This is a genomic window from Vibrio sp. 10N.222.55.A1 (assembly GCF_041473835.1).
Lineage (GTDB): Bacteria > Pseudomonadota > Gammaproteobacteria > Enterobacterales > Vibrionaceae > Vibrio > Vibrio crassostreae_C.
In genome coordinates this window covers 38,139-63,742 of record NZ_JBFRSX010000035.1, presented here as the reverse complement: position 1 = coordinate 63,742, position 25,604 = coordinate 38,139, and the positions used below count along the sequence as shown (strand labels likewise).

24 protein-coding genes and 1 riboswitch are annotated in these 25,604 nt (G+C 44.3%); of the genes, 5 read left to right on the top strand and 19 right to left on the bottom strand.

All coding sequences use genetic code 11. The annotated features are described in order from the left end of the window. Positions 1-108: 108 nt before the first annotated feature. The 4 genes from aroG to AB4493_RS11705 all read right to left on the bottom strand — a co-directional run bounded on the left by aroG (position 109) and on the right by AB4493_RS11705 (position 2,829). Positions 109-1,161, bottom strand: coding sequence for a 3-deoxy-7-phosphoheptulonate synthase AroG (gene aroG, locus AB4493_RS11720; protein ID WP_017061746.1), 1,053 nt, complete (start codon positions 1,159-1,161; stop codon positions 109-111). Positions 1,162-1,474: 313 nt separating this feature from the next. Further along, positions 1,475-1,690: a DUF3820 family protein gene (locus AB4493_RS11715; RefSeq protein ID WP_004730103.1), complete on the bottom strand. Its 216-nt coding sequence runs from the start codon at positions 1,688-1,690 to the stop codon at positions 1,475-1,477. A gap of 13 nt (positions 1,691-1,703) precedes the next feature. Beyond that, positions 1,704-2,375, bottom strand: a complete 672-nt coding sequence (locus AB4493_RS11710; RefSeq protein ID WP_372098249.1) for a DUF3313 domain-containing protein — start codon at positions 2,373-2,375, stop codon at positions 1,704-1,706. Between the two features lie 100 nt (positions 2,376-2,475). Next, on the bottom strand, positions 2,476-2,829 hold the full coding sequence (locus AB4493_RS11705) for an XRE family transcriptional regulator (RefSeq protein ID WP_372155002.1): 354 nt from the start codon (positions 2,827-2,829) through the stop codon (positions 2,476-2,478). Between the two features lie 323 nt (positions 2,830-3,152). Next, a riboswitch (cyclic di-GMP riboswitch) is annotated at positions 3,153-3,242 on the top strand. Positions 3,243-3,314: 72 nt separating this feature from the next. Between AB4493_RS11705 and gbpA the strand changes: the two genes are divergently transcribed. After that, the gene (gene gbpA / locus AB4493_RS11700; protein WP_229648182.1) at positions 3,315-4,781 is read left to right on the top strand and encodes an N-acetylglucosamine-binding protein GbpA; all 1,467 of its coding nucleotides are present in this window, start codon (positions 3,315-3,317) and stop codon (positions 4,779-4,781) included. A gap of 111 nt (positions 4,782-4,892) precedes the next feature. On the opposite strand, the gene cyoE is transcribed toward gbpA, so the two are convergent. Genes cyoE through AB4493_RS11680 form a run of 4 tightly spaced genes read right to left on the bottom strand, consistent with a single transcriptional unit; the run spans position 4,893 to position 8,521 of the window. Continuing rightward, positions 4,893-5,867 (bottom strand): heme o synthase, encoded by a 975-nt coding sequence (gene cyoE / locus AB4493_RS11695; RefSeq protein ID WP_017064833.1) that lies wholly within the window; start codon positions 5,865-5,867, stop codon positions 4,893-4,895. After that, the gene (locus AB4493_RS11690; protein ID WP_372155001.1) at positions 5,857-6,912 is read right to left on the bottom strand and encodes a heme A synthase; all 1,056 of its coding nucleotides are present in this window, start codon (positions 6,910-6,912) and stop codon (positions 5,857-5,859) included. Before AB4493_RS11690 ends, cyoE begins: the two co-directional genes overlap by 11 nt. 60 nt (positions 6,913-6,972) lie before the next feature. Further along, positions 6,973-7,581, bottom strand: a complete 609-nt coding sequence (locus AB4493_RS11685; protein ID WP_017061753.1) for a hypothetical protein — start codon at positions 7,579-7,581, stop codon at positions 6,973-6,975. Next, positions 7,574-8,521 carry an SURF1 family protein gene (locus tag AB4493_RS11680; RefSeq protein ID WP_032545810.1) on the bottom strand — a complete coding sequence of 316 codons (948 nt, stop codon included), beginning with the start codon at positions 8,519-8,521 and terminating at the stop codon, positions 7,574-7,576. The genes AB4493_RS11685 and AB4493_RS11680 overlap by 8 nt, the downstream gene beginning before the upstream one ends. Here AB4493_RS11680 and AB4493_RS11675 point away from each other — a divergent pair. Next, a complete protein-coding gene (locus AB4493_RS11675; protein WP_017066085.1) occupies positions 8,409-8,639 on the top strand; it encodes a DUF2909 family protein in 231 nt (76 codons plus the stop codon). The two genes, AB4493_RS11680 and AB4493_RS11675, sit on opposite strands and share 113 nt — an antisense overlap. Positions 8,640-8,658: 19 nt before the next feature. Here AB4493_RS11675 and AB4493_RS11670 read toward each other — a convergent pair whose 3' ends face one another. From AB4493_RS11670 to coxB, 4 genes are read right to left on the bottom strand one after another with little or no spacing between them, the layout of a single operon-like run. Continuing rightward, entirely contained in the window at positions 8,659-9,543 is an 885-nt protein-coding gene (locus AB4493_RS11670) for a cytochrome c oxidase subunit 3 (RefSeq protein WP_009845661.1), read from the bottom strand. 38 nt (positions 9,544-9,581) lie between these two features. Next, entirely contained in the window at positions 9,582-10,211 is a 630-nt protein-coding gene (locus AB4493_RS11665; RefSeq protein WP_017064839.1) for a cytochrome c oxidase assembly protein, read from the bottom strand. An 11-nt stretch (positions 10,212-10,222) separates the two neighbouring features. Further along, positions 10,223-11,884: a cytochrome c oxidase subunit I gene (gene ctaD / locus AB4493_RS11660; protein WP_372155000.1), complete on the bottom strand. Its 1,662-nt coding sequence runs from the start codon at positions 11,882-11,884 to the stop codon at positions 10,223-10,225. After that, positions 11,881-13,083, bottom strand: a complete 1,203-nt coding sequence (gene coxB / locus AB4493_RS11655) for a cytochrome c oxidase subunit II (RefSeq protein ID WP_372154999.1) — start codon at positions 13,081-13,083, stop codon at positions 11,881-11,883. Before coxB ends, ctaD begins: the two co-directional genes overlap by 4 nt. Positions 13,084-13,536: 453 nt before the next feature. On the opposite strand from coxB, the gene AB4493_RS11650 reads away from it, so the two are divergent. Further along, positions 13,537-15,243, top strand: coding sequence for a phospho-sugar mutase (locus AB4493_RS11650; RefSeq protein ID WP_372154998.1), 1,707 nt, complete (start codon positions 13,537-13,539; stop codon positions 15,241-15,243). 106 nt (positions 15,244-15,349) lie between these two features. On the opposite strand, the gene AB4493_RS11645 is transcribed toward AB4493_RS11650, so the two are convergent. The 4 genes from AB4493_RS11645 to yegD all read right to left on the bottom strand — a co-directional run bounded on the left by AB4493_RS11645 (position 15,350) and on the right by yegD (position 19,975). Continuing rightward, the gene (locus AB4493_RS11645) at positions 15,350-15,982 is read right to left on the bottom strand and encodes a LysE family translocator (protein WP_136978026.1); all 633 of its coding nucleotides are present in this window, start codon (positions 15,980-15,982) and stop codon (positions 15,350-15,352) included. A 150-nt stretch (positions 15,983-16,132) separates the two neighbouring features. After that, complete coding sequence (locus tag AB4493_RS11640; RefSeq protein WP_372116600.1) at positions 16,133-16,765, bottom strand: fumarylacetoacetate hydrolase family protein; 633 nt, start codon at positions 16,763-16,765, stop codon at positions 16,133-16,135. Positions 16,766-17,053: 288 nt separating this feature from the next. Then, on the bottom strand, positions 17,054-18,130 hold the full coding sequence (locus AB4493_RS11635) for a porin (RefSeq protein ID WP_171733606.1): 1,077 nt from the start codon (positions 18,128-18,130) through the stop codon (positions 17,054-17,056). Positions 18,131-18,622: 492 nt separating this feature from the next. Further along, positions 18,623-19,975 (bottom strand): molecular chaperone, encoded by a 1,353-nt coding sequence (gene yegD, locus AB4493_RS11630; RefSeq protein WP_372154997.1) that lies wholly within the window; start codon positions 19,973-19,975, stop codon positions 18,623-18,625. 160 nt (positions 19,976-20,135) lie between these two features. On the opposite strand from yegD, the gene AB4493_RS11625 reads away from it, so the two are divergent. After that, positions 20,136-20,444: a DUF1289 domain-containing protein gene (locus tag AB4493_RS11625; protein WP_080582242.1), complete on the top strand. Its 309-nt coding sequence runs from the start codon at positions 20,136-20,138 to the stop codon at positions 20,442-20,444. Positions 20,445-20,578: 134 nt separating this feature from the next. Here AB4493_RS11625 and AB4493_RS11620 read toward each other — a convergent pair whose 3' ends face one another. Beyond that, positions 20,579-20,929: a HopJ type III effector protein gene (locus AB4493_RS11620; protein ID WP_017061764.1), complete on the bottom strand. Its 351-nt coding sequence runs from the start codon at positions 20,927-20,929 to the stop codon at positions 20,579-20,581. Positions 20,930-21,123: 194 nt separating this feature from the next. Between AB4493_RS11620 and AB4493_RS11615 the strand changes: the two genes are divergently transcribed. Then, the gene (locus tag AB4493_RS11615) at positions 21,124-21,783 is read left to right on the top strand and encodes a PilZ domain-containing protein (RefSeq protein WP_017066093.1); all 660 of its coding nucleotides are present in this window, start codon (positions 21,124-21,126) and stop codon (positions 21,781-21,783) included. Positions 21,784-21,842: 59 nt separating this feature from the next. On the opposite strand, the gene luxQ is transcribed toward AB4493_RS11615, so the two are convergent. Both luxQ and AB4493_RS11605 read right to left on the bottom strand, forming a co-directional pair. Continuing rightward, entirely contained in the window at positions 21,843-24,416 is a 2,574-nt protein-coding gene (gene luxQ / locus AB4493_RS11610) for a quorum-sensing autoinducer 2 sensor kinase/phosphatase LuxQ (RefSeq protein WP_372154996.1), read from the bottom strand. Beyond that, positions 24,416-25,510, bottom strand: coding sequence for an autoinducer 2-binding periplasmic protein LuxP (locus AB4493_RS11605; protein WP_136973815.1), 1,095 nt, complete (start codon positions 25,508-25,510; stop codon positions 24,416-24,418). The genes luxQ and AB4493_RS11605 overlap by 1 nt, the downstream gene beginning before the upstream one ends. Positions 25,511-25,604: the final 94 nt, after the last annotated feature.

Sequence of the window (25,604 nt, the reverse complement as noted above, 5' to 3'; positions counted from 1 at the left end):
ATACAGACACTTCCAGTTTTCAACTAAGATCCACAAAAAAGCCCTTATTAGCTGTTGCTAACTAAGGGCTTTGAATTTTCAGTAGCTTAATCGCTGACTGTAATTAGTCTATTTGTTACGACGAGCTTCAACAGCGTCTGCCAGCTGGCGAAGTACTGTTTCAGTGTCTTCCCAACCAATACACGCATCAGTAACAGATTGGCCGTACGTTGCAGCTTTGCCCTCAACCAGGTCTTGGCGACCTTCAACAAGATGAGATTCAATCATCACACCAAAGATAGCTTTGTCGCCACCAGAAATTTGTGCGCTTACGTCATCAGATACGTTCATTTGACGCTTAAACTGCTTAGAGCTGTTTGCGTGGCTGAAATCGATCATCACTTTTTGTGGAAGACCAGAAGCTGCTAGCTCTTCTTTAATCTTACCAACGTGTTCTGCGCTGTAATTTGGCTCTTTGCCACCACGTAGGATGATATGACAATCAGGGTTACCTGCTGTTTCAACGATAGCTGAGTGACCGTACTTAGTTACTGATAAGAAGTGGTGAGAAGCGCTAGCAGAGCGAATAGCATCTGTTGCAATCTTGATGTTGCCATCAGTACCATTCTTAAATCCAACTGGGCAAGATAGGCCAGAAGCCAGTTCGCGGTGAACTTGAGATTCTGTAGTACGTGCGCCGATTGCACCCCAGCTGATTAGGTCAGCAACGTATTGAGGCGTGATCATGTCTAGGAATTCGCTTGCCGTTGGCATGCCCATGTCAGTTAGGTCCAGCAGTAGCTTACGTCCTAGACGAAGGCCATCATTTAGCTTGAACGTATCGTTCATGTACGGGTCATTTATTAGACCTTTCCAACCAACAGTTGTACGTGGTTTTTCAAAGTAAACACGCATTACGATTTCAAGGTTATCACCAAGTTCGTCGCGCAACACTTTCAAACGTTTACCGTACTCAAGAGCAGCTTCTGTGTCATGAATAGAACATGGGCCGACAATAACAAGCAAGCGATCATCGCTCTCTTCTAAAATATTGTGGATCGCTTTGCGGCTTTCAAAGGTTGTAGAAGAAGCAACTTCTGTCGCTGGAAACTTTTCTAAAACAGCAACAGGGGGTAATAACTCTTTTACTTTGTTAATTCTTACATCATCAGTCTGGAACATTGCTTACTTCTTCCTTTTTTCTATCCTTGAGCTGAATGTACGTTGTCTCACGTCACTTTCTATCAGCACTAATCTTCTTGTTCCCTGTAACTTAACTAGTAAAAACTCTAGTTTCAATCACTAATTAAAAATAAACGCAATTTTTTTTGTGTTTTATATTTAAAACACCCTGTATACCATTATTTACACGCTATCGATTGCGTATTTTATAGCAAGGTAAGAAGAGCCATTCTTCAAGCTACATCATGCATGTAAAATTGTGTCGAACTCAAAAACAAAAAAGCTCACGTGATCAGCGTGAGCTTTTATTTAATTACATTCTTTTCAATGGCTTGACGACACTATCAAGCCCTTCAATTTTCAGAGCAAGGCACAGTTTCAATAAATCGCCGAGTTCACCAGACGGGAATCCCTTTTTATCAAACCACAGCAAATATTCTTCAGGTAAGTCAATCAGTGTACGACCCGCGTACTTTCCAAATGGCATCTGCATTCGAGCCAACTTAATCAGGTTCTCTTTCTCTAGCATTATTCGGTCTTTACTATGCGTCATCTATGTTGTGTAGAGTATCACCTAAACGTTCAACCCAATAGTTGATCGCGTCTTTGGCATCATCCAGCGAATCAATCATGGTTGAAAAATCTTTGTTACCCGCTTCACGGTCGATGGCTGCAAACAGTGGTGTGCCCTCTTGAGCATCACTGACCAATAACTCTACACTCGCACTCCCAACATTGGTGTGCTCACCAGTCGTGACCTTAGATATGGTTGACATCGCAAGGCCAAACGGCAGAACGCTGCTCGTTACAGCTAAGATCGGATTGGGCGTTTCAACGTTACTCAGAGCGATACTCAAGCGGAGCGTTTTTCCTGTCGGTTCATCGACAATCGTTTTATGAGGCGATATTTTATCTTCCAAGCGCGCAACCATGTGCTCAGTGAGTTCCTGAATCTCTTCCTGATCCAACGAACCTTCTTCTGTTAAAACAAAAATTTGGTCGATCACTACAGAATCGTAGTCATCTAACTTGGATTTCAAACGCTGCGCGTCACGTAGCCCAACCCTTGCCCAAACCAAGTCGACGCCTCCGTCAGGCCCAGCCTGAAAATCTTCGTAGCTGGTAAATTTAGTAGCGGTTCTAATTGGGCCGCCTGCACAACCAAGCAAGAAAATGCTGGTTGCAACAAGCAAAAGGACTTTTAAAGGGTTCATAACGCACTTAGTCAAAATTAAGGAATCTAATTAAGTATGACATACCCTATGTGAAAAGGTTGTAGAAAAAGGGGGTTAAAAATCAGAGCTAACTCTAAAATTAATCATGTTGAACAGTGTGTGCGTACTCTACAATTACCTGATTTCCTTCAATATAAGCATTTTGGATCTCACCATCAACACTCATTCTACTTTTCAGGTAGACCACTTTAGGCCCCGATTCATTGACCTCTTTTAGCGAGGGGAATACATTCCTTGGTTCCAAATGAAGTAAACGACAAAAATGACTAATGAAAGACATGGTTAATAGCGTCTCCCCTCTTAGCACTCTTGAGAAATCAAGCTGGTTCATGCCTAGCTTTTTTGAAAACTCCATCTGCGTAATTCGCATTCTCGATTTTTGTGACATCCACGTTTGATACAACGCGTCTCTGTCTAGTTCTGTGAATTCCATACCGGCTCCTTTATATAATTCATACCAATCAATTGTCCGGTTTTTCATACATGGCGTGTCAGGGTTCGGTTAGTGGAAACCAAAGGTTTGGTTTTGATATGTGCACAATTGTTGTACAGAGCGAAGCGAAACAACCCAAAGTCATTCACTAAAACGATTAGATCAAATGCTTTCTTTATTTATATCAATAATTTATACGTTAACGAACTAAACATATAGCAAGTTAATTTGTATCAAGAATTAAAAGTTCGAGATTGGCATTCCACATTTCAATCGATTGATTCGCATTTATAAAACTGGTTGGCTACATTTCGATTGCTCAAACGCACTTCTGGCAAACTATTTGAAAGAATAGGACGCAAAGCCACCGGTCTGTCGACAAATATTCTGTCTATGATAGCGGGGCCGCCACTTAATAGAATCTAAGTGTAAATGCATGCCGGGGTGTTCTCTTTTTTGTCGGCCAAATACAGTAAGGACAAATAATGAAACAACTCCAAAAAAAATCACTCATCGCGCTATCGCTTCTTAGCGTAAGCGGTGCAAGCTTCGGTCACGGTTATGTCTCGGCATACAACAATGGCGTAGCTGAGAGCCGTGTTGCCCTATGTAAGTTCCCTGCGAGTGATACGCAAGAGAAAAACACCAACTGTGGTGGTATCCAATACGAACCACAAAGTGTAGAAGGCCCTGAAGGCTTCCCAGAAGTTGGCCCTGCTGATGGGAAAATCGCCAGTGCGCAATCTTCTTTAGCAGCAGCACTAGACGAACAAAAGGCAGACCGCTGGGTTAAACGCCCTATCAAGTCTGGTTCTCAATACTTCGAGTGGACATTCACAGCTAACCACAAGACTCGCGATTGGAAATATTACATTACTCAACCCGACTGGAATCCAAACCAGCCGTTGGCTCGCAGCTCTTTTGACTTAACGCCATTCTGTGTTGTTGAAGGCAATATGGAACAGCCACCGATGCAAGTCAGTCACTTGTGTAATGTGCCAGAGCGTGAAGGTTATCAAGTGATCCTTGCGGTATGGGATGTAGGTGACACTGCAGCGGCTTTCTACAACGTTATCGACGTGAAATTTGATGGTGACGGCCCTATCATTCCTGATTGGGATCAAGGTGGTCAAATCAACCCGACACAAGACCTGAATGTTGGTGACGCTGTTTATACGCGTGTATTCGACCAGTCTGGTGAGAACGCTTCATACAGCACTGAGCTTGTGATTGAAACTTCTGAACAAGGCAAAGCCAATAACTGGTCTTACGCGCTTGCTTCTAAGATCAACCAAGAGCAGACGCAAATCAAAGCAGGTCAATTGAATGACCAAGGCGATTTCGCACCCGTTTACGGCACGAATCCTGTTTATCTAAAAGCAGGCTCTGGCTTTAACAGTGTCGAAATCGGCTACAAGATTGATACTCCAGAACCCGAGCATGATCTTGAAGTCTCGGGCTTAGAATCAGAGTACATTATCGATGAGAGCCAACCTACTCAGCTTGATCTTACGTTAGCGGCAACAGGCGATATCCAAGCTGAGCTTACCGTGTACAACCATCACCGTGAAGCACTTGCATCTCAGAAATCGGATCTAACAGACGGACAAGTTGAAGATGTTCAACTGACTCTTTCTAAGTCTGAAGCTGGCCACCACATGCTTGTGGTTGTGACGAAAGATGACCAAGGTAACTTAGTGGATCAGAACACGCTTGATTTCCACCTAATGGACGAGCAAACACCGCCACCAGCAGGCGACTACGACTTCGTGTTCCCAGAAAGCATTGAGTCTTACACAGCAGGAACAAAGGTTCTAAGCAGCGATGGTGGCGTTTATCAGTGTAAAGAGTTCCCATACTCTGGCTACTGTGTTCAATGGGCTCCAACAGCAACTCAGTACGAACCAGGTGTCGGTTCACACTGGCAAAGTGCTTGGAACAAAGTGGACTAAGTACTCGCTAGATACTTACTTTGTATTGGGTGAGTTTTAGTCATCAACCAAACAAAAACGGATGCCCAAAGCATCCGTTTTCTTATTCTGTAACAGCTGAAGCATCAGTTATCAAAGTAGATAGTGGTCCGCCAACAGAGCCACAAACAAGATCATGAGATGATAGATGGAGAACTTAAAGGTCTTCATCGCCATATTAGGTTCATCACGATATTTAAGTACCCAAGCGTGATAAACAAACCCGCCGTTGAGAACCAAAGAAGCGCTCAAATATATCCAGCTACTCATGCCGACCAATACCGGCAATATACATACGATGCTTAGCAGCAAGGTATAGAGCAAAATAGAAGTCTTGGTGTATTCGATTCCGTGGGTCACAGGCAGCATGGGGATATTCACTTTGGCATACTCATCACGACGATGAATTGCCAACGCCCAGAAATGAGGAGGTGTCCAAATAAAGATGATCATCACCAACAACCAAGCATTTGAATGCAGTTCATTGGTAACCGCCGTCCAGCCCAGTAACGGAGGCATTGCACCAGCGATCCCTGCTATCACAATGTTTTGCGGCGTTGCTCGCTTCAAGTACATGGTATAGATGACCGCATAGCCCAATAAACTTGCAAAGGTTAGCCAAGCCGTGAGTTGATTGACCCACACCACTAACGTAGCGAACCCAAATAAGCCGATACCTGCTGCAAAGCTAAACACACGCACACTACTCAGCTCACCGGATGGTAAAGGGCGTCGATTTGTTCGAGTCATCTGGCCGTCGATCTTTTTATCGATCAAATGGTTAAACGCAGCCGCTGAACCTGCCATTAACCCTATCCCAATCATTCCGAACAAAGTTTGTTGCAAAGGCAATCCATTCGGCACGGCCAAACACATCCCAACCAATGCTGTCAGCAACATCAAAGCCACCACTTTAGGCTTAGTCAGCGTTAAATAAACTTTCCAAGTGGCTTTGTTTTTTTCAGCCTTTTCGTTACTTAAAGTTATGTCATTATTGGCTGTTATCTTATGAGTTAAGGCTGCGTCTTGAGCCACCACTTCATACTGTGTTGACGTTCTACTGACCATGATTACCTCCTTGTAATACACTGTTCTTCACCAAGCTCTCACTCGGTTTGCGTTGCCACACCACAAAATTGGTTACAACCATGCTGATGAGCAACATTGCTGCGACTAGGTTATGCAAAACCGCAACTGAGATTGGCAGGTGAAACCATACATTACTGATCCCAAGGCTGATTTGAGTAAACAACACTATTGCGACAATCATGCTCAGCTTTTGGTGAGGCACTTGGCCAAACTTCCATAACTGGTACACGACCATCAGCACCGTTAATGTCGCCACAATAGCCCCGAACCTGTGCATGACATGTATGGTAAGCCTCGCGGGATACTCCAACACACCAAACTCATAGTTATCGTGTCCGTGTTGAGCAAAATCGAACGCATTTTTGAAATCGAGGTAGCTCATCCAGTTACCTTCACAAATAGGCAATTGGGTACACACCAAAGCGGCATAGTTTGACGATGTCCAACCACCAAGCAGTATCTGCCCAACCACAATGAGTAACCCAAACAACGCCCAAAATTTAAGTGTTGGAGAATAAGAAGCCTCGCCAAAACGGCTTTGGAATTGAGACAAACGGCAGTAGAGCAGACACAACAGTGACAGCAACGTGAAGCCCCCCATCAAATGCGCCATAACCACAACGGGCATCAACTTAAGAGTCACCGTCCACATTCCAAGCAAAGCCTGAAAAATCACAGTGGCAGAGATAAGTAATGGAAGACCAACTGGTGTGATGTTCTTTTTAATACACCAAGCTACAACGACAAAGATAAGCAACCCTAATGTTCCTGCAAAGTAGCGATGGATCATCTCTATCCACGCTTTGTCTGCTTCAAGAGCTCGCTCTGGAAATTGCAGATTGGCTTGACTCACCGCTTGGGCATCAGACGGAACGGTGATCTTACCGTAACAACCCGGCCAGTCAGGACAGCCAAAGTCAGCATCAGACAGGCGTGTATAAGCTCCGAGAACAATCACGGTAAGGGTTAACAAGATAGTTAATCTCATCACAAGCATCAGTAAATCAGGGGCTTTATTCTGCATCACTTATCTCCCTATACTTATTCCCTTTCGCTGCTTAAGCTCAAGCATTTGCGCCATCAACTACCCAACTCGTGACAGCTTAAGTAGCTTTCTTAAATCATGAATCATACCTTTGGATTGCCCGACTAACTGCGACGGTTCCGACACGCTTTTGTACTCCATAACCAACTGTCCTAGCGGGTCAATAATGACAATGGAAGCCGGCGAAAACTCGGTGCTTAACTGATCACCACCAGCTAACAAAGATAAATCAGGCTTGTTGAGCGAACCCGACAACGAGTTACCTTCTGAGACGAAAACAACGGCGGTCACTCGCTCTTTGTTTTTCCCTAACGCTAAGTAGCTTTGATTCAAATAATGAAGCTGTTGTTCACACAAGCTTTCGCACTCCATCGGTGCGATATACCCCACAACCCAACCCTCTCCTGCCATGGGTACCGTTACGCCAAAATCCGCTAGTGTAATTCTTGGTTCTACCAATTCGCCTGAGTTAGTGACACCTGACGTATACCAATTCTGATCCAACACAGTTTTGGCGATAATGGCTGGCAAAGCGAAAATTAAAACGAGTCCGATTAATACCAAGCGTCCTTTAGTACGACGGCTTCTGAGCTCAGCCATGTTTGCCTCGGTAATTTCCCTGTTCACTTGCGCTTGAGATTTATCCATCCTTATTCCTCGTGATAGGTGTTGCTTTTAGGTACCGATAGCCAATCAACAACATCAAAAACAAAAGTACCGCAGCCATAACAAACCATTGAAATGAGTAACCAAAATGCTTCTCAGACCTCATCGCCGTTGGACGCCATAACATTTCATAGGGCCATGAATCTAAACTCTGAGGTTGGAAGACAAAGGGCAGCACTTCTTTTCCTGTATACTGTGATAACGCTGCTATGTTTAGGTTTTGGATTCTATTCGGTGTCGTATTTTCTAAACCCAACTCATGACTTAAAGGATTAATTGAGCGTGTATACAAGCGCCCTGACATTTTGGTTGGTACAGTGATACTTCCTAATTGCGGTAGTTCTCTTCTGTCATTACTTGCCGGAACAAACCCAAGATCGATCAATAACTGTTTTTCAGCCACTAAGGACTGGTTTCCATCTTCAAAGCGAACCTCACCCAACATGTAAATCACATACCCTACCGTTCCTTGGCTTATCTGGTTGTCTAACAAGAGCATCAAGCCGCTCGTATTGACTAATTCAACATCAGCCTTTAACCCGTTTAGGGTTTGAGGATTTAATGACTCTTGACCAGATAAATCCAGCTCTCGCAACTCAGAAATAACGACACCTAAAGGTTGTGACGAGAGATGTGCTCTCTCAGCTAATTGCTGTTCATAACGTAATTTCTCGTTACCACGATCGAGTTGCCACAAACCTAACTTGATTAAAGCGCCGACTGAAACCACAGTTAAAACAACCGCTATCCAAAAACCTTTACTGCGGAACTTGTGTTCATCATCAATCAATCGGTTTGGAGTTATCACTATGGCGTCATCTACCTTTGTTCTGTTATTTAAAGTCGTCTTGGTCGCTTTGCTGTTTTTTATCGCTTTCAATTTGATGAAAGGCCTAATCCAAATCGCCTCGGGCAAACACAATGGAAAAAGACTCAGTTACTTCTTGGGGCGTCGTGTCATGTGGTCAGCCGTTGTCGTGCTACTTTTATTACTTGCTTTGGGATCAGGAGTGATAACTCCTAACCCTCGCCCCTATTAATCCCCGATAGGCTCAGCAGTTAAAGCACATAGACAAATACAAACAGGCCTAACCAAACCACATCAACAAAGTGCCAATACCAACTGCCCGCTTGGAACGCAAAGTGGTCTTTCGGAGTGAAGTGGTCTTTCGCAACCCTTGCCAGCAACACAATCAAAAAGATCGTCCCCAAACAGACATGTAAGCCATGAAACCCAGTCAGCAAAAAGAAGGTATTACCGTAGATGCCAGACTGAAGTGTCAGCCCCATCTCTTGATAAGCGTGAAGATACTCTTCAACTTGGAAGAACAGGAAGAAGCCAGCCAGAACAATGGTTATCTCCAACCACACGATCAAAGCCATACGCTTATTTTGTTCAAGACTGATATGTGCCATGTGCAGCGTCACAGAGGAAAGCAGCAGAATAATGGTGTTCTTAAGCGGGATACCTTGCCAAGGCATGGCTTGTGTCGTTACGCCATCAGGGGTCGTCGTTAGTGGCCAAATTGATTGGAACATCGGCCACAATACTTCATGGGTCATTTCATTATTGCCCGCACCACCAATCCAAGGCACAGAAATCATTCGAGCATAGAAAAGCGCGCCAAAGAAAGCGCCAAAGAACATGATTTCGGAAAAGATGAACCAACTCATTCCTTGTCTAAAAGAACGAGAAATCTGCTCAGAATAGAGACCACTCAATGATTCTGTGATCACATTGCTAAACCAACCTGCGAGCATGTAAAGCAGCACAGCAAACCCGACTAACAACACCGCTTTGCCAAACACACCACCTGCGGCGTCGGTACCCATGTTTTGCACCGTCAAGCCAGCGCCAACCGCGACCAAAAACAGTGCTACAGCACCCACCAATGGCCAGTGGCTTTGATGTGGAACGAAATAAACTTCCTTTTTAGAACTCATCGCTCAACTCCTTATGTTGATACTGGTTCTGTAAATTCCTAGTTACTTGCGAGTACGTTAGGCTCAGATTTATTGGCCGCAGCACCCACCTCATTCGTGATATTGAATAATGTGTAAGAGAGCGTCAGCGTATGTATCGATTCTGGAATATCTGGCTCAATGTAAAATATCAAACCCATTTCTGCGCTCTTGTGCCCGTCCAATGGCTGCTGATTAAAGCAAAAGCATTCCATCTTATTGAAGTAGGTTGCCCCCATACCTGGAGAAACCGACGGTACGGCTTGGCCAACCAATGAGGCTCCAGAAAGGTTTTTGGCAATGTAGTTAGTTTGAACCACCTCACCAGGATGAACCTCTAACACTCGAACTTCAGGCGAAAACTGCCATGGCATATCTGGCTTGATGTGGGACATGAATTCGACTCGAACCGTACGAGAGTAGTCTGGCTGCATTCCCTGAGGTTGCACCGCTGAAACAGTATTAGTTTTGCCATTGATGCCTAAGGCCTCACACATGACATCGTAGAGCGGCACCAAAGCGAAACCGAAGCAAAACATCGCAACCACGCTCAACACCAAGTAGCCCGTCAGCTTTTTGGTCGATCGCTTATTAGACAGGCGCTTAGGTTGTTTTTTATCTTGATTGGGATCGCTTTGCTTATCACTCATGGTTCTGCCCTCTAATCCACTTTCGGCGGATGGGTAAAGGTGTGGTGAGGCGCAGGGCTTGGTACTGTCCATTCAAGACCTTCAGCTCTATCCCAAGGCTTACTTGGCGCAGGCTCTCCCCCTCTTACGCACTTAATCGCTAGCCATAAGAAAATTAGCTGAGACAACCCAAACGCAAAACCACCAATCGACACGACTTGGTTAACGTCAGCAAACTGAATCGCATAATCAGGAATACGACGCGGCATACCCGCTAACCCTAAAAAGTGCATCGGGAAAAACAGTACATTAACTGAAATCACCGACGTCCAGAAATGCCACAGGCTGAGCTTGTGGTCGTACATATGTCCGGTCCACTTAGGCAGCCAATAATAGGCAGCAGCCATAATCGAGAACACGGCACCGGTTACCAGAACATAATGGAAGTGAGCCACAACAAAATAAGTATCGTGGTATTGGAAATCAGCTGGCACGATAGCGAGCATCAATCCAGATAACCCGCCAATCGTAAACAAAACAATGAAGGCAATCGCAAACAGCATTGGTGTTTCAAAGGTCAAAGCACCCCGCCACATGGTCGCTACCCAGTTGAAGACTTTCACACCGGTCGGCACCGCTATCAACATGGTGCAATACATGAAGAACAGTTCGGCAAATACTGGCATACCCGTGGTGAACATGTGGTGTGCCCAAACCAAGAATGACAACAGTGCGATACTACAGGTCGCATAAACCATCGAGTGATAACCAAACAGGCGCTTACCACTGAATGCAGGGATGATGGCTGAGACAATACCAAAAGATGGCAAGATCATGATGTACACTTCGGGGTGCCCAAAGAACCAGAATATGTGCTGGAACATGACGGGATCACCACCACCAGCGGCATCAAAGAAGCTAGTCCCAAAATACTTGTCAGTCAGTACCATAGTCACAGCCCCCGCGAGAACGGGCATCACGGCTATCAGCAAGAAAGCGGTAATTAACCATGTCCATACGAACATCGGTAGCTTGAACCAAGTCATACCCGGAGCGCGCATGTTCACTATGGTTACGATGACGTTAATCGCCCCCATGATCGAACTGATCCCCATAATATGAACTGAGAATACGAATAGCGCGGTACTGTCTGGGCCATAAGTTGTCGAGAGTGGCGCGTAGAAGGTCCAACCAAAGCTCGGGCCGCCACCCTCTGTAAACAAAGATCCGATTAAGATTAGAAACGCAAAAGGCAAGATCCAGAAACTGAGGTTGTTCATTCTCGGCAGCGCCATATCTGGTGCACCGATCATCATCGGAATCATCCAGTTAGCCAAACCCGTAAATGCAGGCATTACGGCACCGAATACCATGATTAAACCATGGACTGTAGTCATCTGATTGAAGAAATCTGGCTCAACGAGTTGCAAACCCGGTTGGAACAGCTCCGCACGGATCACCATCGCCATTGCGCCGCCCGTTAAGAACATTGCAAAGCTGAACCACAAATAAAGTGTACCAATGTCTTTATGATTGGTTGAATACAGCCAACGAGCCCAACCTTTAGGTGCCGCATGTGAATCGTGATCATTAACAGGCAAATCATTATTGCCCAAGGTGCCTTCCGCAGAATGGCTCAGTACTTGATCTTCTGCTGGAGCCGATTTCACCGGCTTATTGATTGGTGAACTCATAACTGATCCTTAGCATCATTTTGTGCATCATCCGTTGAGCTTTCAGAACTGCCTTCTTGCTTCGCCTTATAAGCGTTGATATCTGAGGCCTGAACAATATCGCCGGTATCATTACCCCAAGCGTTTCGTTGATAAGTTACTACCGCTGCGATCTCTTTCTCGGTTAACTGATTATCGAATGCTTGCATCGCCGTACCGCCACGACCATAAACAATTGTGTCGATATGAACATCCACATCACCAAGGGCAATAGGACTTCCTTTGATGGCAGGGAATGCTCCAGGAATGCCCTCACCGTTTGCTTGGTGACAAACCGCACATCGAGTTTTGTAAACCTCTTCACCGATGGTATTCAACTCCGCCAAGGAAAGTGACGCACCTAATGCATCTTTTGCGGCTTGTTGTTCGGCTATCGCCAACTCTTTCTGTTCCGCTAGCCATGCGTCAAACTCGTCTTCTTCCATGGCATGCACCACTATCGGCATGAAACCATGAGCGCGGCCACACAGCTCTGCACATTGTCCGCGGTAAACACCGGGCTCATCTATCTTTGTCCAAGCCTCATTGATAAAACCTGGAATGGTATCTTTCTTAACGGCGAATGCTGGCACCCACCATGAATGAATCACATCATCGGAAGTCATCAAAAAACGAACTTTACGGTCAACAGGCAGTACAAGCGGCTTATCAACTTCTAGCAAGTAATGCGCGCCTTTCACTTCGATGCCTTCAATCTCTTTGTCACTGGTCGCTAGAAGGCTGAAAAATTCGACGTCTTCACCAAAATAGCTGTAATGCCATTTCCATTGTGATCCAGTGATTTTAACGGTCAGGTCTGATTGGGAGGTATCTTCCATCGCTATCAAGGTTTTGGTGGCGGGTATCGCCATAGCGATGAGAATGATAATAGGGATGATGGTCCAAAGAATTTCGACTTTCGTGCTTTCGTGAAAATGGGCAGCAACGGCCCCCTTCGATTTCCTGTGCCTCAAAATCGAATAAAACATCACACCAAAAACAACAAAGGCAATCGCACAACAGATGTAGAAGATCAGCATATGAAGTTCATACACCTTACCACTGATCTCAGTGACGCCTTGAGTCATGTTGTAATCACTGCTTGCGTGCACTAAAGGCGATACTAAAAGCACAACAAAACTCTTCAAAAGCCACGCTAGCCTAACCAGTAATCTTTTCAAAAGATCTCTCCTTATCCTTCCTAATTGGATACTTGCGACCTAAATGTCGTTGCGAGCTGGACAACATTCATTGTTATTCCGGCTACACATGAAAAGGCTGAATCTCAATCTACAGCTCACATGGAACTAGCCTGTGAACGGGCTACTGACCTCATATAACCTAAGAACTATTACGGTTCAAAAGCGTTGGAGGTTTCCATGAAAGATTCAAAAACGGCGAATTTGTTAAATTTTGTTATATTTATGTAAAAGGCTAGTTAGTGATATCCAATTGTTCAAGGTAAGTTTACTTACTAAACAGTCAATTATTTGAAGTAGCTTAATCTACACGCCCTCTTGCCGTTGGAATTTATTTTATATCGAGTTTTACGATTGCTTTCATGGAAATGATAATCAATATCACTTAAATTAAATCAACAGTAAGTCATACAGACATTAATAGGTTTAGTGATTATGCAAGATGCAATGAATTGGTTAGCGAGAGACCCAGACCCAAGAACTCGTGAAGAACTTCAACACCTCATCGATGAGGGAATGCACGACGAACTTGAAGACCGCTTTACCAAACGATTAGAGTTCGGAACGGCAGGACTTAGAGGCAAAGTTGGATGCGGCCCAAATCGAATGAACCGTTTAGTTATACAGGAAACAGCAACCGGGCTCGGCCACTACTTAATCGAACATGTCGCTAATGCGACCATTCGCGGTGTGGTCGTCGGTTATGACGGCCGTTTAGATTCAAAGCAGTTCGCGATTGATACCGCTTCCGTACTCACGGCTTTAGGCATTAAGGTTTATCTAACCTCGAACGTCGCGGCGACCCCTATCGTTGCCTTTGGTATTGAGCACTTCAACGCCGCAGCTGCCGTTGTGGTGACGGCCAGCCACAACCCACCGGAATACAATGGTTTCAAAGTGTACTGGGAGAATGGCGCTCAAATCATTCCTCCTCACGATGCGGGTATTGCCGCTGAAATCGATATCGCATCGACCAAGCCGCTCCCTTTAATGAGCCTAAGTGACGCTGAGACGCAAGGTAAGTTGGTGTGGTTAACTGAAGGCTATTATCAAACGTACCGCGCTGCGATCAATCAGAGCCCATACGTGAGTGACGAGATCGAATCGGCGAACACCACCATCACCTATACCGCAATGCATGGTGTCGGCGCACAAATGGCCGAGGATCTACTTCACGATTCTGGTTTCCATAAGGTGTTCAGCGTCGCCGAGCAAAGAGAGCCCGATGGTAACTTCCCGACCGTCAACTTCCCGAATCCGGAAGAAAAAGGCGCGATGGATCTGGTGGTTAACTTAGCAAAAAGTGTCGATGCCGACATTGCTTGTGCCAACGATCCAGATGCAGACCGATTTGCGGTTGCAGTGAGAACAGATGATGGCTCATACAAAATGCTAACAGGTGACCAAGTCGGCGTGCTATTCGCTCATTATCTACTCTCAAAGCCGCATACCAAAAACCAATTAGTTGGTAACAGTATCGTATCTTCAACATTGCTTGAAAAAGTAGCTCAATCCCACGGGGCGACTTATTTCCAAACGCTGACAGGTTTTAAATGGTTAGCGAATATTGGCATGCAATTGGAAAATGATCAGAACGACTTCTTGTTCGCCTATGAAGAAGCATTAGGCTACACAATTGGTACTCAAGTACGAGACAAAGATGGGCTGTCTGCCATCGTTGTTTTCGCTCAACTGGTTGAGGAGCTGAAATCTCAAGGCCGAACAGTTTGGGATCTTCTTGCTCAGATATCGTTGGAACATGGTGTCCACACCAACGCACAACGCAGTATCGCGCTTGACCCAGATTCACCATCGTTAGGTTCGAAGCTTAGGTCTGCACAACCTAAAGCAATCAATGGCGTCGCTATATCAGTGATTGAAGATCTGCAGTCGTCTTTACGCTTTGTTATTGGTGGTAATACTGAGGCGATTAACCTGCCCGCAAGTGACGTACTCATCTATCACCTCGAAGACGGCTCACGCATTATCGTAAGACCTTCCGGCACTGAGCCAAAAGTTAAGGTCTACTATGAGACGGTGACAAAATTTGAAGGGACAGAAACCTACGAAGACACTCGCCTGCGCGGTGAGAAGTACATGGACAAACTCATCGAACAACACCAGCAAGAGCTGAATTCTTAGCGATTAGTATGTTCAACATATAACGGTTAAACCAAAAAATGGACGCTCTAAGCGTCCATTTTTCTATCGTCAGCTCACCGCGCGATAATATGTTCGATTTGGAACTTTACGAAGTAAAGAAAGAAGACAACATCCAAGCCGCCAATACGATGAATACACCGCCCATCACTTTCTGCTGATAAGTGCGAAACTTAGCATTTTCGACTAGAGACTTACCAATCGTACCGACCAACGCTACTAGTAAGAAATTGAACGTTAAACCTAAGACATTCAGTAGCAAACCAAGCACTAACATTTGCTCGCCCGAAGTCGCTTCAATATTCGTTGATACAAACTGAGGTAAAAACATCACGAAAAATACCAAGGCTTTAGGGTTAAGCAGGTTGCTGATCAGCGCTCGTTGATAATAGGCTTTTGCAGCAAAATTATCGTTTAACTCCGGCGCATTACCCTGCTCTGTTCGCAGGCAATCCCAACCCATCTTCAACAAGTACGCGCCGCCTAACAAATGGAGAGCTTTAAGCGCTATTGGGCTCATTGCGATCAACGCTGATACACCCATGGCCGCTAATACTGTCAGAATGATTCCAGAAGTCGCATTACCTAGGCTTGCAAACACGCCGACCTTACGGCCATAGCTCATGCTTGAACTCGCAATCAGTAACATATCAGGGCCAGGTAAAAGAAGAAGTGCAACAACGGCAGTCAGGTAGACAGGTAAAATGGTTAAGTCGATCATGAGGGTCAGCATTGATAAAAACGGAGGCGGATTTTATATCAATTACCAACACCCTTCCAGATGCAATCAGTTGCTCGACGTTTATTTAATCGAATTAAAAACCAACATTAAGCGACAAAGCCAATTTATTAACTAAATAGAAAAGACTAATTAACTTGCTACCCATTCGATCTCAATCAATGTCGTATCGCCACACTTTAGGCGACCAAGGAAGATATCGCCTCGATGTACGGCCCCAACACCTTTTGGCGTACCTGTCATCACAACATCGCCGTCTAGTAAGGTGGTATAAGAAGACAGCTCTTCTAGGATAGTTTTTGGAGAGTAAAGCATCTGCTCAACATGTCCTTTCTGAACACGAACACAGTTAATAAACAACTCTAGGTTTAAGTCTGCAAGGTCTAAGTTATCAATTGGAACAAAGCGACTCAAGACAGCGGAACCATCAAACGCCTTGGCGCGCTCCCAAGGTAGGCCTTTCGCTTTTAAGCTACTTTGTAATTCACGTTTGGTGAGATCTAGTCCTAAACCCACAGCGGAGTACTGGCCATTTTCAACAATAAAACAGATTTCTGCTTCGTAGTGCAGCGCTTCTTGATGAAAAGAAGACAGGGATGACGTAACGCTGGTACTTGGTTTATTGAAAACCACCATAGAGTCTGGGATTGCGTTATTGAGTTCTTCGATGTGATCGACATAGTTACGCCCAACACACAGCACCTTGGTCGGTGTTGCGGTTCGTTTCGAATTCATCAATTGTTCCTGATCTACAACGCTGCTCATAGTTTGTCCCTGAACTATTCTTGGAACGCAGAGTTTACCGCATCATAAAATGAGAGTCTTCGACAAGATGGTTACTAAGATCTAAATTCTGATCTTTAGCTCAATTCGATGATTTGAAAGCGTTTATACGAAGGTCGCAATAGTGCGAAATCACCATTCAAGACAAAAGCCCAAAACGAAAAAAGCCCTCTCTAACCAAAAGGTTTGAGAGGGCTTAGCATGGTGTCTAGGACAGTATCCTAAAAGGTAAACCTAAGGAGTAAACACTATGCTAAATCAGTCTGCGACTTATAGGTAGTAACGAGCACCAAGTAGCCATTGGTCGTCAGCTTTCTCTTTGTACTCACCAGAACCTTGTAGGTCGAATTGGTAACCAGCGAAGCCTACGAACTGAGATGTGAAGTTGTATTCAGCTTGTAGAGCAGTTGTAGCAAATACTGTTTCGCTCATCTTGTCATCTTCTACAGCTTCGTAGTTAACGCTTAGGTTAAGGCTGTTAGCTAGTGCGTAAGATGCTAAAAATTCGTAACCTGTAGACTCTGAAATAACGCCAAACTTACCATTATTCATGTAGTTGTTCGCTGCGTATACAGCTGCAACGTAAAGACCTTCAGAACCGTATGAACCGTAAGTTGCACTTAGTACATTAGAATCAGCAGTCTTTGAATCAGTACCAACATTAGCACCAGTACCGAAAGTAACGTGACCAGTATTGTAAGCGTAGTTCACAGAGAAGTTAGCGATATCGTAGTTCAGAGCGATTTGACCGCGGTTACCGTACTTATTCTCTGAAGCAACTTCGTTGTATTCTTCGTCAGAAACCTTACGACCTTGCCATGCAACGCCAATTGCTAGAGAGCCAGCGTTACCGAAATCCACAGCGTTAGCGTAGCTCACCATCTCTTCAGCACGACCAGTACCTAGATTACCGTGATCTTCGTAGATGAAGTCATTCGCGAATGCGATTGGCATATCAGCAACACCAGCAACGTTGTAGTAAGGTGCCCATTGAGTACCTACTGCTGCACGGCCATAATCGTCGTGAGAAACACCAACGTAACCAAGACGAGTTGTGAATGACTGATCACCACCGTCAAGCATGTTTAGCGCCCATTCACCTTTAGCATCAGCAGTAAAGCCGTTACCAAGTTCGTGAGTTGCACCGAAGTTGATACGTGGAGAAACAGTTTCAACACCGATGTCATCGCTGTTTTGACGATCGTCGCTGTTTACATCACCAACTGCAACTGAAACGTGACCGCCAACTGAGAATGTTGTGCCGTCTTCGTTGTAAAGTTCTACTGCAACTGCCTGTGTACCAAATACTGCACCAGAAATTGCTAGCGCTAAAAGTTTCTTATTCATTTGTCATGTCCATTATGTAACTGGGTGAGTTATTCACTAACAACCTCGTGCTTACGGAGAAGTTGTTACCTGCATTTAACAAGTAGGCAAACCCTAATATACGAATGACAAGAAAGTTGCATTAAAATATATAAAATAAAAAAAATCGCACTATAAAAAACAAAAATACCTTTTAAAACAGTTGATTAACACGACAATTGCTGGGATCTCCTTTCATTCTTTGAGATAAATACTTTGATTATTTTTGATTTTATAATCACTAAAAAAGCATTAAAAATCTAAACCCAAGGTAACTCATCAGACCATCGAGAGGCTCGCCTTTGCCTTTGAAACATTTTGTAACACGTAGAGCTCAGCTGAAATATTTAGCTTTGTGAAACAAATCCCAATATGAGCTAGGAAAAATCGTTCAATAGAAAGTTCATTAGAGAAAAACAAAAAAAGGGCAACCAATCAGCGACTGGTTGCCCTTCATAACTCATCATTGAACTCTTATTTGAAGCAAACCTCAGCCCAACGAGCTAAACCTGCAGTTACTGAACCGAAGTAATTACCACTCACAATCGGTACATTCGGCACAGCTTGTTGTACGGCTTCACGAAGTATCGGTGAACGAGCGGAACCACCCGTCATGTAGATTACGTCTGGCTTTTTCTGGCCTTGTTGAATCGCTTCTTTAACCAACTCAATCATCTTAGACTTTGGTGTTTCAATCGCTTCAACCATCTGTTCGACTGAGATATCTACCTCGACCAGTTCAGAGGCAACATTAATCGCAGCACGATATTGAGGGGATTCTGCCAGCGCAATCTTGACCTCTTCCGCTCTACGCACAATACCGTAACCCAAAGTGTCGTGATAAACCTTCATCAAACGTTCTAGCTTTTGAGGCTCTGACGCTTCTTTACGAAGTAATTTTAATGCCGCTAGGTTTTCTCTTGAATAGAAGTTCTTTTGAGCTTCAACATTATTAATCGCAATTGGGTTCCAGAATTGAGTCAGTGGCATATCAATACCCGAAATGCCTTTGCTGCCCATACCAAAAGGTGACATCAGTTGTTTGAATGCAAGATAGATATCGAGGTCATTCCCCCCTACCCTTTGCCCACTGTGTGCCAACAAGCTCTGGGTACGATCCGCTTTACCAGACCACGTTGGTCCCATTTCTAATAATGAGCAATCGGTGGTACCACCGCCAATATCGACAACCAATACTGTTTGGTTTTCAGTTAATGTGCTTTCGTAATCAAGGCCTGCGGCTACGGGCTCAAATTGAAAAGCGATATCAAGGAAACCGGCACGCTTAGCTGCGCGAGACAGTATGTCTTCAGCTTGTCTGTTCGCCTCTTCACCACCTCGACCGTGGAAGTTAATTGGTCGGCCGATAACAGCTTGCTTGATCTGCTCTTGAGTCGTGAGTTCGGCTTGATTCTTGATATTTGCCATCATGGCGCACACTAAATCTTCGAAAAAGCTCACCTGCACATCATGCAGTCCACTCGCGCCAAGGAAAGATTTAGGGGACTTAACATAATAAACATCGCGAGGGTCTTCTAAATATAAGTCCAACGCAGCCTGACCAAATGCCATGTCTTCTGGCACTAAGTCGATACTCTCTTCTCTGTTCAGCGCAATCGCACGTCGTAGTACTTGCTCACCGATCGCATCACTCGGCTTGATATTCAAGTGGCGGAATAGATGTTCAGAAACACTCTCACGAGTAGGCGCAAACACGGTTGAGGGAATATAGTGGTTGTTACCTTCTAGCGGTAACAGGCTTGGCTCTCCATTAACCATCGCCGCGACAGAACAGTTCGCTGTTCCATAATCAAATCCAATAAACATAATATCCCCCCACTCAACAAAAGGGGCGAGATGCTACATGAAAAGCCTAAAAATTACGAGGTCATTTCTAAATTTAACTGAGTAATTTCTTAGCTTAACGGCTCTTCAAGAAGAAACAAATATGCTACATTTCAGCCCAAATGAATCACAGGTTAGAGAAATGAAAACACCTTGCCGAGCGGCTTGTAAAAATAATGGCGGAATGTGTAGTGGCTGCTTTCGAACAATGGATGAAATTATAGGTTGGAAAGGCTTATCTGAAGAAGAGCAAACGTCGGTTATGGATAATCTTAGTGGCGCGAGTTCGACTCACCAATGTCCACAGTGTAATGAGCCAGCTCAATGCGATATCAGTGCGGGCAAAGAGACGTGTTGGTGTTTTGAGTTAGAAAAACGAGATACTAGCGATATTCCAAAGGCTGGAGTTTGTATGTGTCGTAAGTGCTTGTCTGCCCTGCCCGTTCAGTAGTTTAGAGCCCATTTAGTAAGTTACTGGATAGCAAGTTACTAGCCAGTTCAACATAGACAAAAAAAGCGAGAGGTTGTTTTCTCGCTTCAAAATACTGAGATTAAATTTCGACCTAATCGTTACCTGGTTAGTGTCTACTTCACTTTTGCAACCAGCGCAGGCTGAGAAAACTGGATACCATTCCAGCCATGAACCATAAAGTTACGAATATTTTGATGGTCGCTGTTCTCAGGAAAACCTAGCACGTCGTTACGATAAAATTGACCAAAACAAGCAAGTGTTTGCTCTGCTGATAGGCCTTGCTCTAAACCAAAAGCAAAAATCTTACACGAACCATTATTCTGCCCTGCAGCGTTCACTACCTCACCATTGCGAAATTCGCGCTCAGAAAAATCATAGTGAGCTTCGATCACTTGCATTGTATCTTCAAATTGCACGGCCTCTGGGGTTTCAGCCAGAGTATTCAATAAGGTTTCCAGTTCCATTTACTATTTCTCCATCAAGTATATATCTGTCAGCAGTGTATCTTGTTTTACGACAAGAGTAAGCCGTTGTTTACTTGAGATAGCGATTCACTTTTTTGTTGTACGCTGCTAATTACTTCAATGAAACTAATGACATAGTTTTATCAGGGCGTTATATTATTTTATCAAACGATTAACATTGTTCAGTAACGAATATGCATAAAGATAAAAACTTAGAACTGTTCAGATACCTAAAGCCAGGTACAAAAACAGCAGGTGTATTGGAATTTGGCCCAGACGACTCAATCCAGATCAGTACACTTTATATCGGACACAAAGAAGATCAGTACCTCATCCTAGAGCTTACGCAAAAAGCGACAGAAGCACTGACGCTGAGAAAGCTCACAAACGTTGATATTATTGTTCGTGCGATTACCGACACCGAACTTGGGCACATTGTCGCGTTCAAAACCAATGTACTGGCTCATATCACCTCTCCAGCACATCTAATCTTCCTTCGCCCACCCTCAAACTTTGCAACCAAGCCTATTCGTGAACACGAAAGGTATAAAGTACGTCTCAGCTGTGAAGTCACTTTTGATACCTTGTCGCTGGATGCCACACTAGTCGACTTTTCAGCGTCAGGGTGCGGTATCTATCTTACCCAGCAATCAGATATTGATGTCGGCTGGAAGATAAAAGTTAATTCTGACTTAAATGAGTACTTAGATGACGATCTTGTCTACAAGGTGGTAAGTAAGAAAAGGCAAAGACAAGGCTGGCTGCTAGGTATCCAATTCCCTGAACACCTAGATATGAGTGATGAGTTGAAAACGCTGCTATTGGAACAAGCCTTTGTCGCTGGCTCGATATAAAGGCAGAAAATTAGTTACTTCTCTTCAACAGACTCCATTAAAGAGCACTAAGTTAAAGCCTAGTGCTCTGTGTCATTCCAGTATGAGTTTTTGAAATGAACAAACGCTTGGTGGAGCGACTCTTCTTTAATCGGCTTTACAATCACGTAATTCGCCCCTGCGGCCATAAAGCTGTCTCTAGTTGACTCTTGAGCATCAGCGGTACACGCATAAATAGGGGCTGACACACCAATCTCACCTCTTAGCTGCTGAGTGGTTTCAACACCACCGAGATTAGGGAGTTGGTTATCCATCAAGATCAAGTCATAGGTAATCGTCTTAGCCATCTCAATCGCTTCTAAGCCATCTTTTACCCAGGTGACGACCATGCCATATTTCTTACAGAAAGCCTGAGCAATAAAGGCGTTGGTGTGATTGTCTTCCACCAGCAACACATTCAAAGGTCGACTAAACAACGCCTCTGGCTCAACCTCAGCTTGTTGCTTAGCATCGACTAATAGCGGCTTGGCGTGTACGACTACAGGAATTTCTATCGTGAGCTCTGAGCCTTGACCTATCACGCTGCGGACTTGAATGTCCCCTTCCAGCATATCGACCAGATTTTTTACAATTGTAAGTCCTAAACCAGTGCCACCATATTCACGAGTGGTGGTCTCTTCGGCTTGAACAAAGGGTTCAAAAACAGCATCAATTTTGCTTTCATCAATACCAATGCCAGAATCTTTCACTCGAACGATCAAGCTGGCGTTATCGGAGTTAAAGATACTCTCGATCTCAAAGCTGACGGAGATACCGCCTTGATGAGTGAATTTAAAAGCATTACTCAACAGATTAAACATGATCTGATTGAGGCGTACTTGGTCGGTATTGATTTCAATGTCATCAACCAAGTGATTCACAATGGTAAATTCGACGGATTTATCTTCACACAGCGGTCGATAGATGCTGTCTAAGGTATTAACTAACTCCCCTAAACGGAAGTCTTTCTTTTGAATATTAAACTGCCCTTGCTCAATCTTTGAGAAGTCCAAGATATCGTTAAGTACCGCCAGTAAATGTTCCGCACTATTACACAGTACATCCACCTGCTCGCGATTATCTTCATTGTGCATAGAGCGCTTGAGCAGCTGAGACACACCGAGAATACCGTTGAGCGGCGTGCGAATCTCATGACTCATCTTAGCTAAGAAGTCTGCTCGCACATTCGCAAGATGCTCAGCTTCTTCTCTTGCTCGATCAGCCTGTCTTTCCGCCTCGATTAGCTTAGTAATATCTTGCCCTTGTACCACCACTCCTGTGATGCCGTGTTCCACGCGAATAGCAGACATGTTCCAACGAAACACCTTTTCACCAATGGGTACGTTAATACCCGTCAGTTTAGAACCCTGAACCACCATTTGAATATTAGGCAGCATTCGCTGCTCAAACTCTTGGGCAATTGGACCATAATTGTCATCAGCATCGAACAACGCCATGCGAGCGGCGGGGTTCATCTGAATCAAATCGCCTTTTTCAGACCAAACTAAGATAGGCGAATGAGCAAAGTTAAAGAGATCTTGGAATTTTTGATTCTGTTCAGATAAGCGCTCAAAGGTGTCTTCAAGAGTACAACCAATATGATGAAATTCGAAAATGTTAGAGCCATCGAACTTGTTGTACTCTTCGCTAGCACTTGCCGAACGAGTAAAGTCCATTAGCTTATCAAGCTCGGCTGAGACTCTCTTTTGAATCCAAGTTCGAGCAAAAAAAGACATCAATATGATCACCACAATCACCACGATGATCGCACGCTGATAATTCTCTTCTAACGCAATGAAATTATTATTTTTTTGAACAGCTCGAATGATTAAAGGAGTTTCAACAGCATTAATCTTAATGGTTGCGATGGTAACGAAATGACGCGGCAACTGTTCGTACATTTGGTAATTGAGGATGTCAGTAATGGTGTAGCTTTCATCACCACTGAATGTCGATGTCACCGGTGTACCGTGCGCTTCAATCACGATATTTTCGCTATTACTGCCCTGTTGGATTGACTCAGCCAAAGAGAAGTTGTTGTCAAGCACAATGGCGATATAGAGTTGACCAAGGACTTCCCCAGTAGCGTTATCAACAATAGGGGTACGGCGAGCCAACAAGTGACGCTTACCTATATCTGTCCTCAGTTTAATAAAATGCCAATTACTGCTGAACGAAACCTCATCAGAAATATGCTTTAAGTTGGACTCATCCAAACCATAAAATTGACTGTTGCCGTCTTCCCAAGCCAAACCATCGTGGGTTGAGACAAAGCGTAAATCTGGTGCATGATCCGGTTCACGTTGGTCAACACCAAAGAAAAAGTAGCTCAGAGTCTCGTCATTACCCGTATCAAAGTGCTCTCTGAGAGTTTCACTGTGTGAGCTACTGTCTTGATGGATTTGCAGCACCGACAAACGATAATCAAACATGTTTTGGATCAGGCTTGAGGTTTGCTGTACCGTTCGATTCGTCTCTTGCTGTACGATATTACTGCTGGTTTCATAATTATGAATAAGCACGCCAAGTGCCATCACGCCTATCACCAAAATAACGATACGCGTAATGAGTCTAGCTAAAGTGTTTCTAGGTGTACTGGCGTAACTTTTCTTCATTAGTGACCTGAGTACCTAAATGCTCGCTGTTTAAGTTCTGAAATACGTTCTGGGGAATCTTCCTTGGTGACAATTTCAAATTCACCAGAGTAAACGGTAGGCACTTCCAAACCGGCTAGATCCCACTTGATCGCCTCTGCCATTGCAATGCCTGTATCGTCGTTCATACGCATGACAGTAACATCTAGGTCGCCCCTTGCAATGGCTTCAAGTTCAGCAGAGCCGCCTCCCCAACCATTCACTAAGATGTCTTGGCCCGATTCACGAATCGCTTCCATTGCACCGAGAGCGACATCCGTTGAACATGCATAGATAAAGTCTAGATCCTTATCGTTCTCTATGCTGATTTTAGCCGCTTGGTAGCCACTGTCTTTGTTTGATTTTGTGTAAAACGAAGACTTAAGGGTAAAGTTGGTATCCGTATTCACTTCATGGATAAAAGTATCTCCACGCGCATCACTGATATAGCCTTGTGAGTAATACAAAACAGAATACTTACTGTCTGGCGGACTTACTTGTTTAAAATAGTCCGCCAGTTTTAAACTGCCTGTCGCATGGTCAAAACCCACATACATAAATGGCTGTCTATCTGCCCAAGCTCGCACTGGCGTCGTGATATTTTGAAGAATCAGTTTGGTGTCTGTAGAGGTCAACACGTGCTCGATAAACTTGCGGTGGCGCGTGGTATCTAGCGTGAAAATCAAATAATCCGTCTTGTTTTCAATCGCTTCTTGCAACGAAATACTCTGCTGCGCGAGATCGGCATTAATACGGGTAAACACTTGATTTATTTGATAGCGGATCTTCAGCCTATCGAGACGCTTCTCAAAAGCTTGAATATTGCGAACCCAGTAATCCGAGATCTGTTGACCCGGATACACCACGGAAATCGTGATCGGCTCATCTTGGATCCTTCTCAGTGGCACAGGGTGATTTTGTACAGCCTCGACCATTTTATCGGTCAATGCTCTTTGTTCTGGAAAAGTGGAAAGATAATCTTGGTATTCCCAGTACCCATTGAGGACATGAGTACCATGGGAGAGAGCGGACGCAGAAAATACGGCAAGTCCAAACAACATCAGTAAACGTTTCATATTTTTCTCGTTTTATATGAGCTACTTTGGCTCATTTTTTAACCTAGCATGACACCATCTCTTTGTATGGCTAATGGATATTATGTAGGACAAC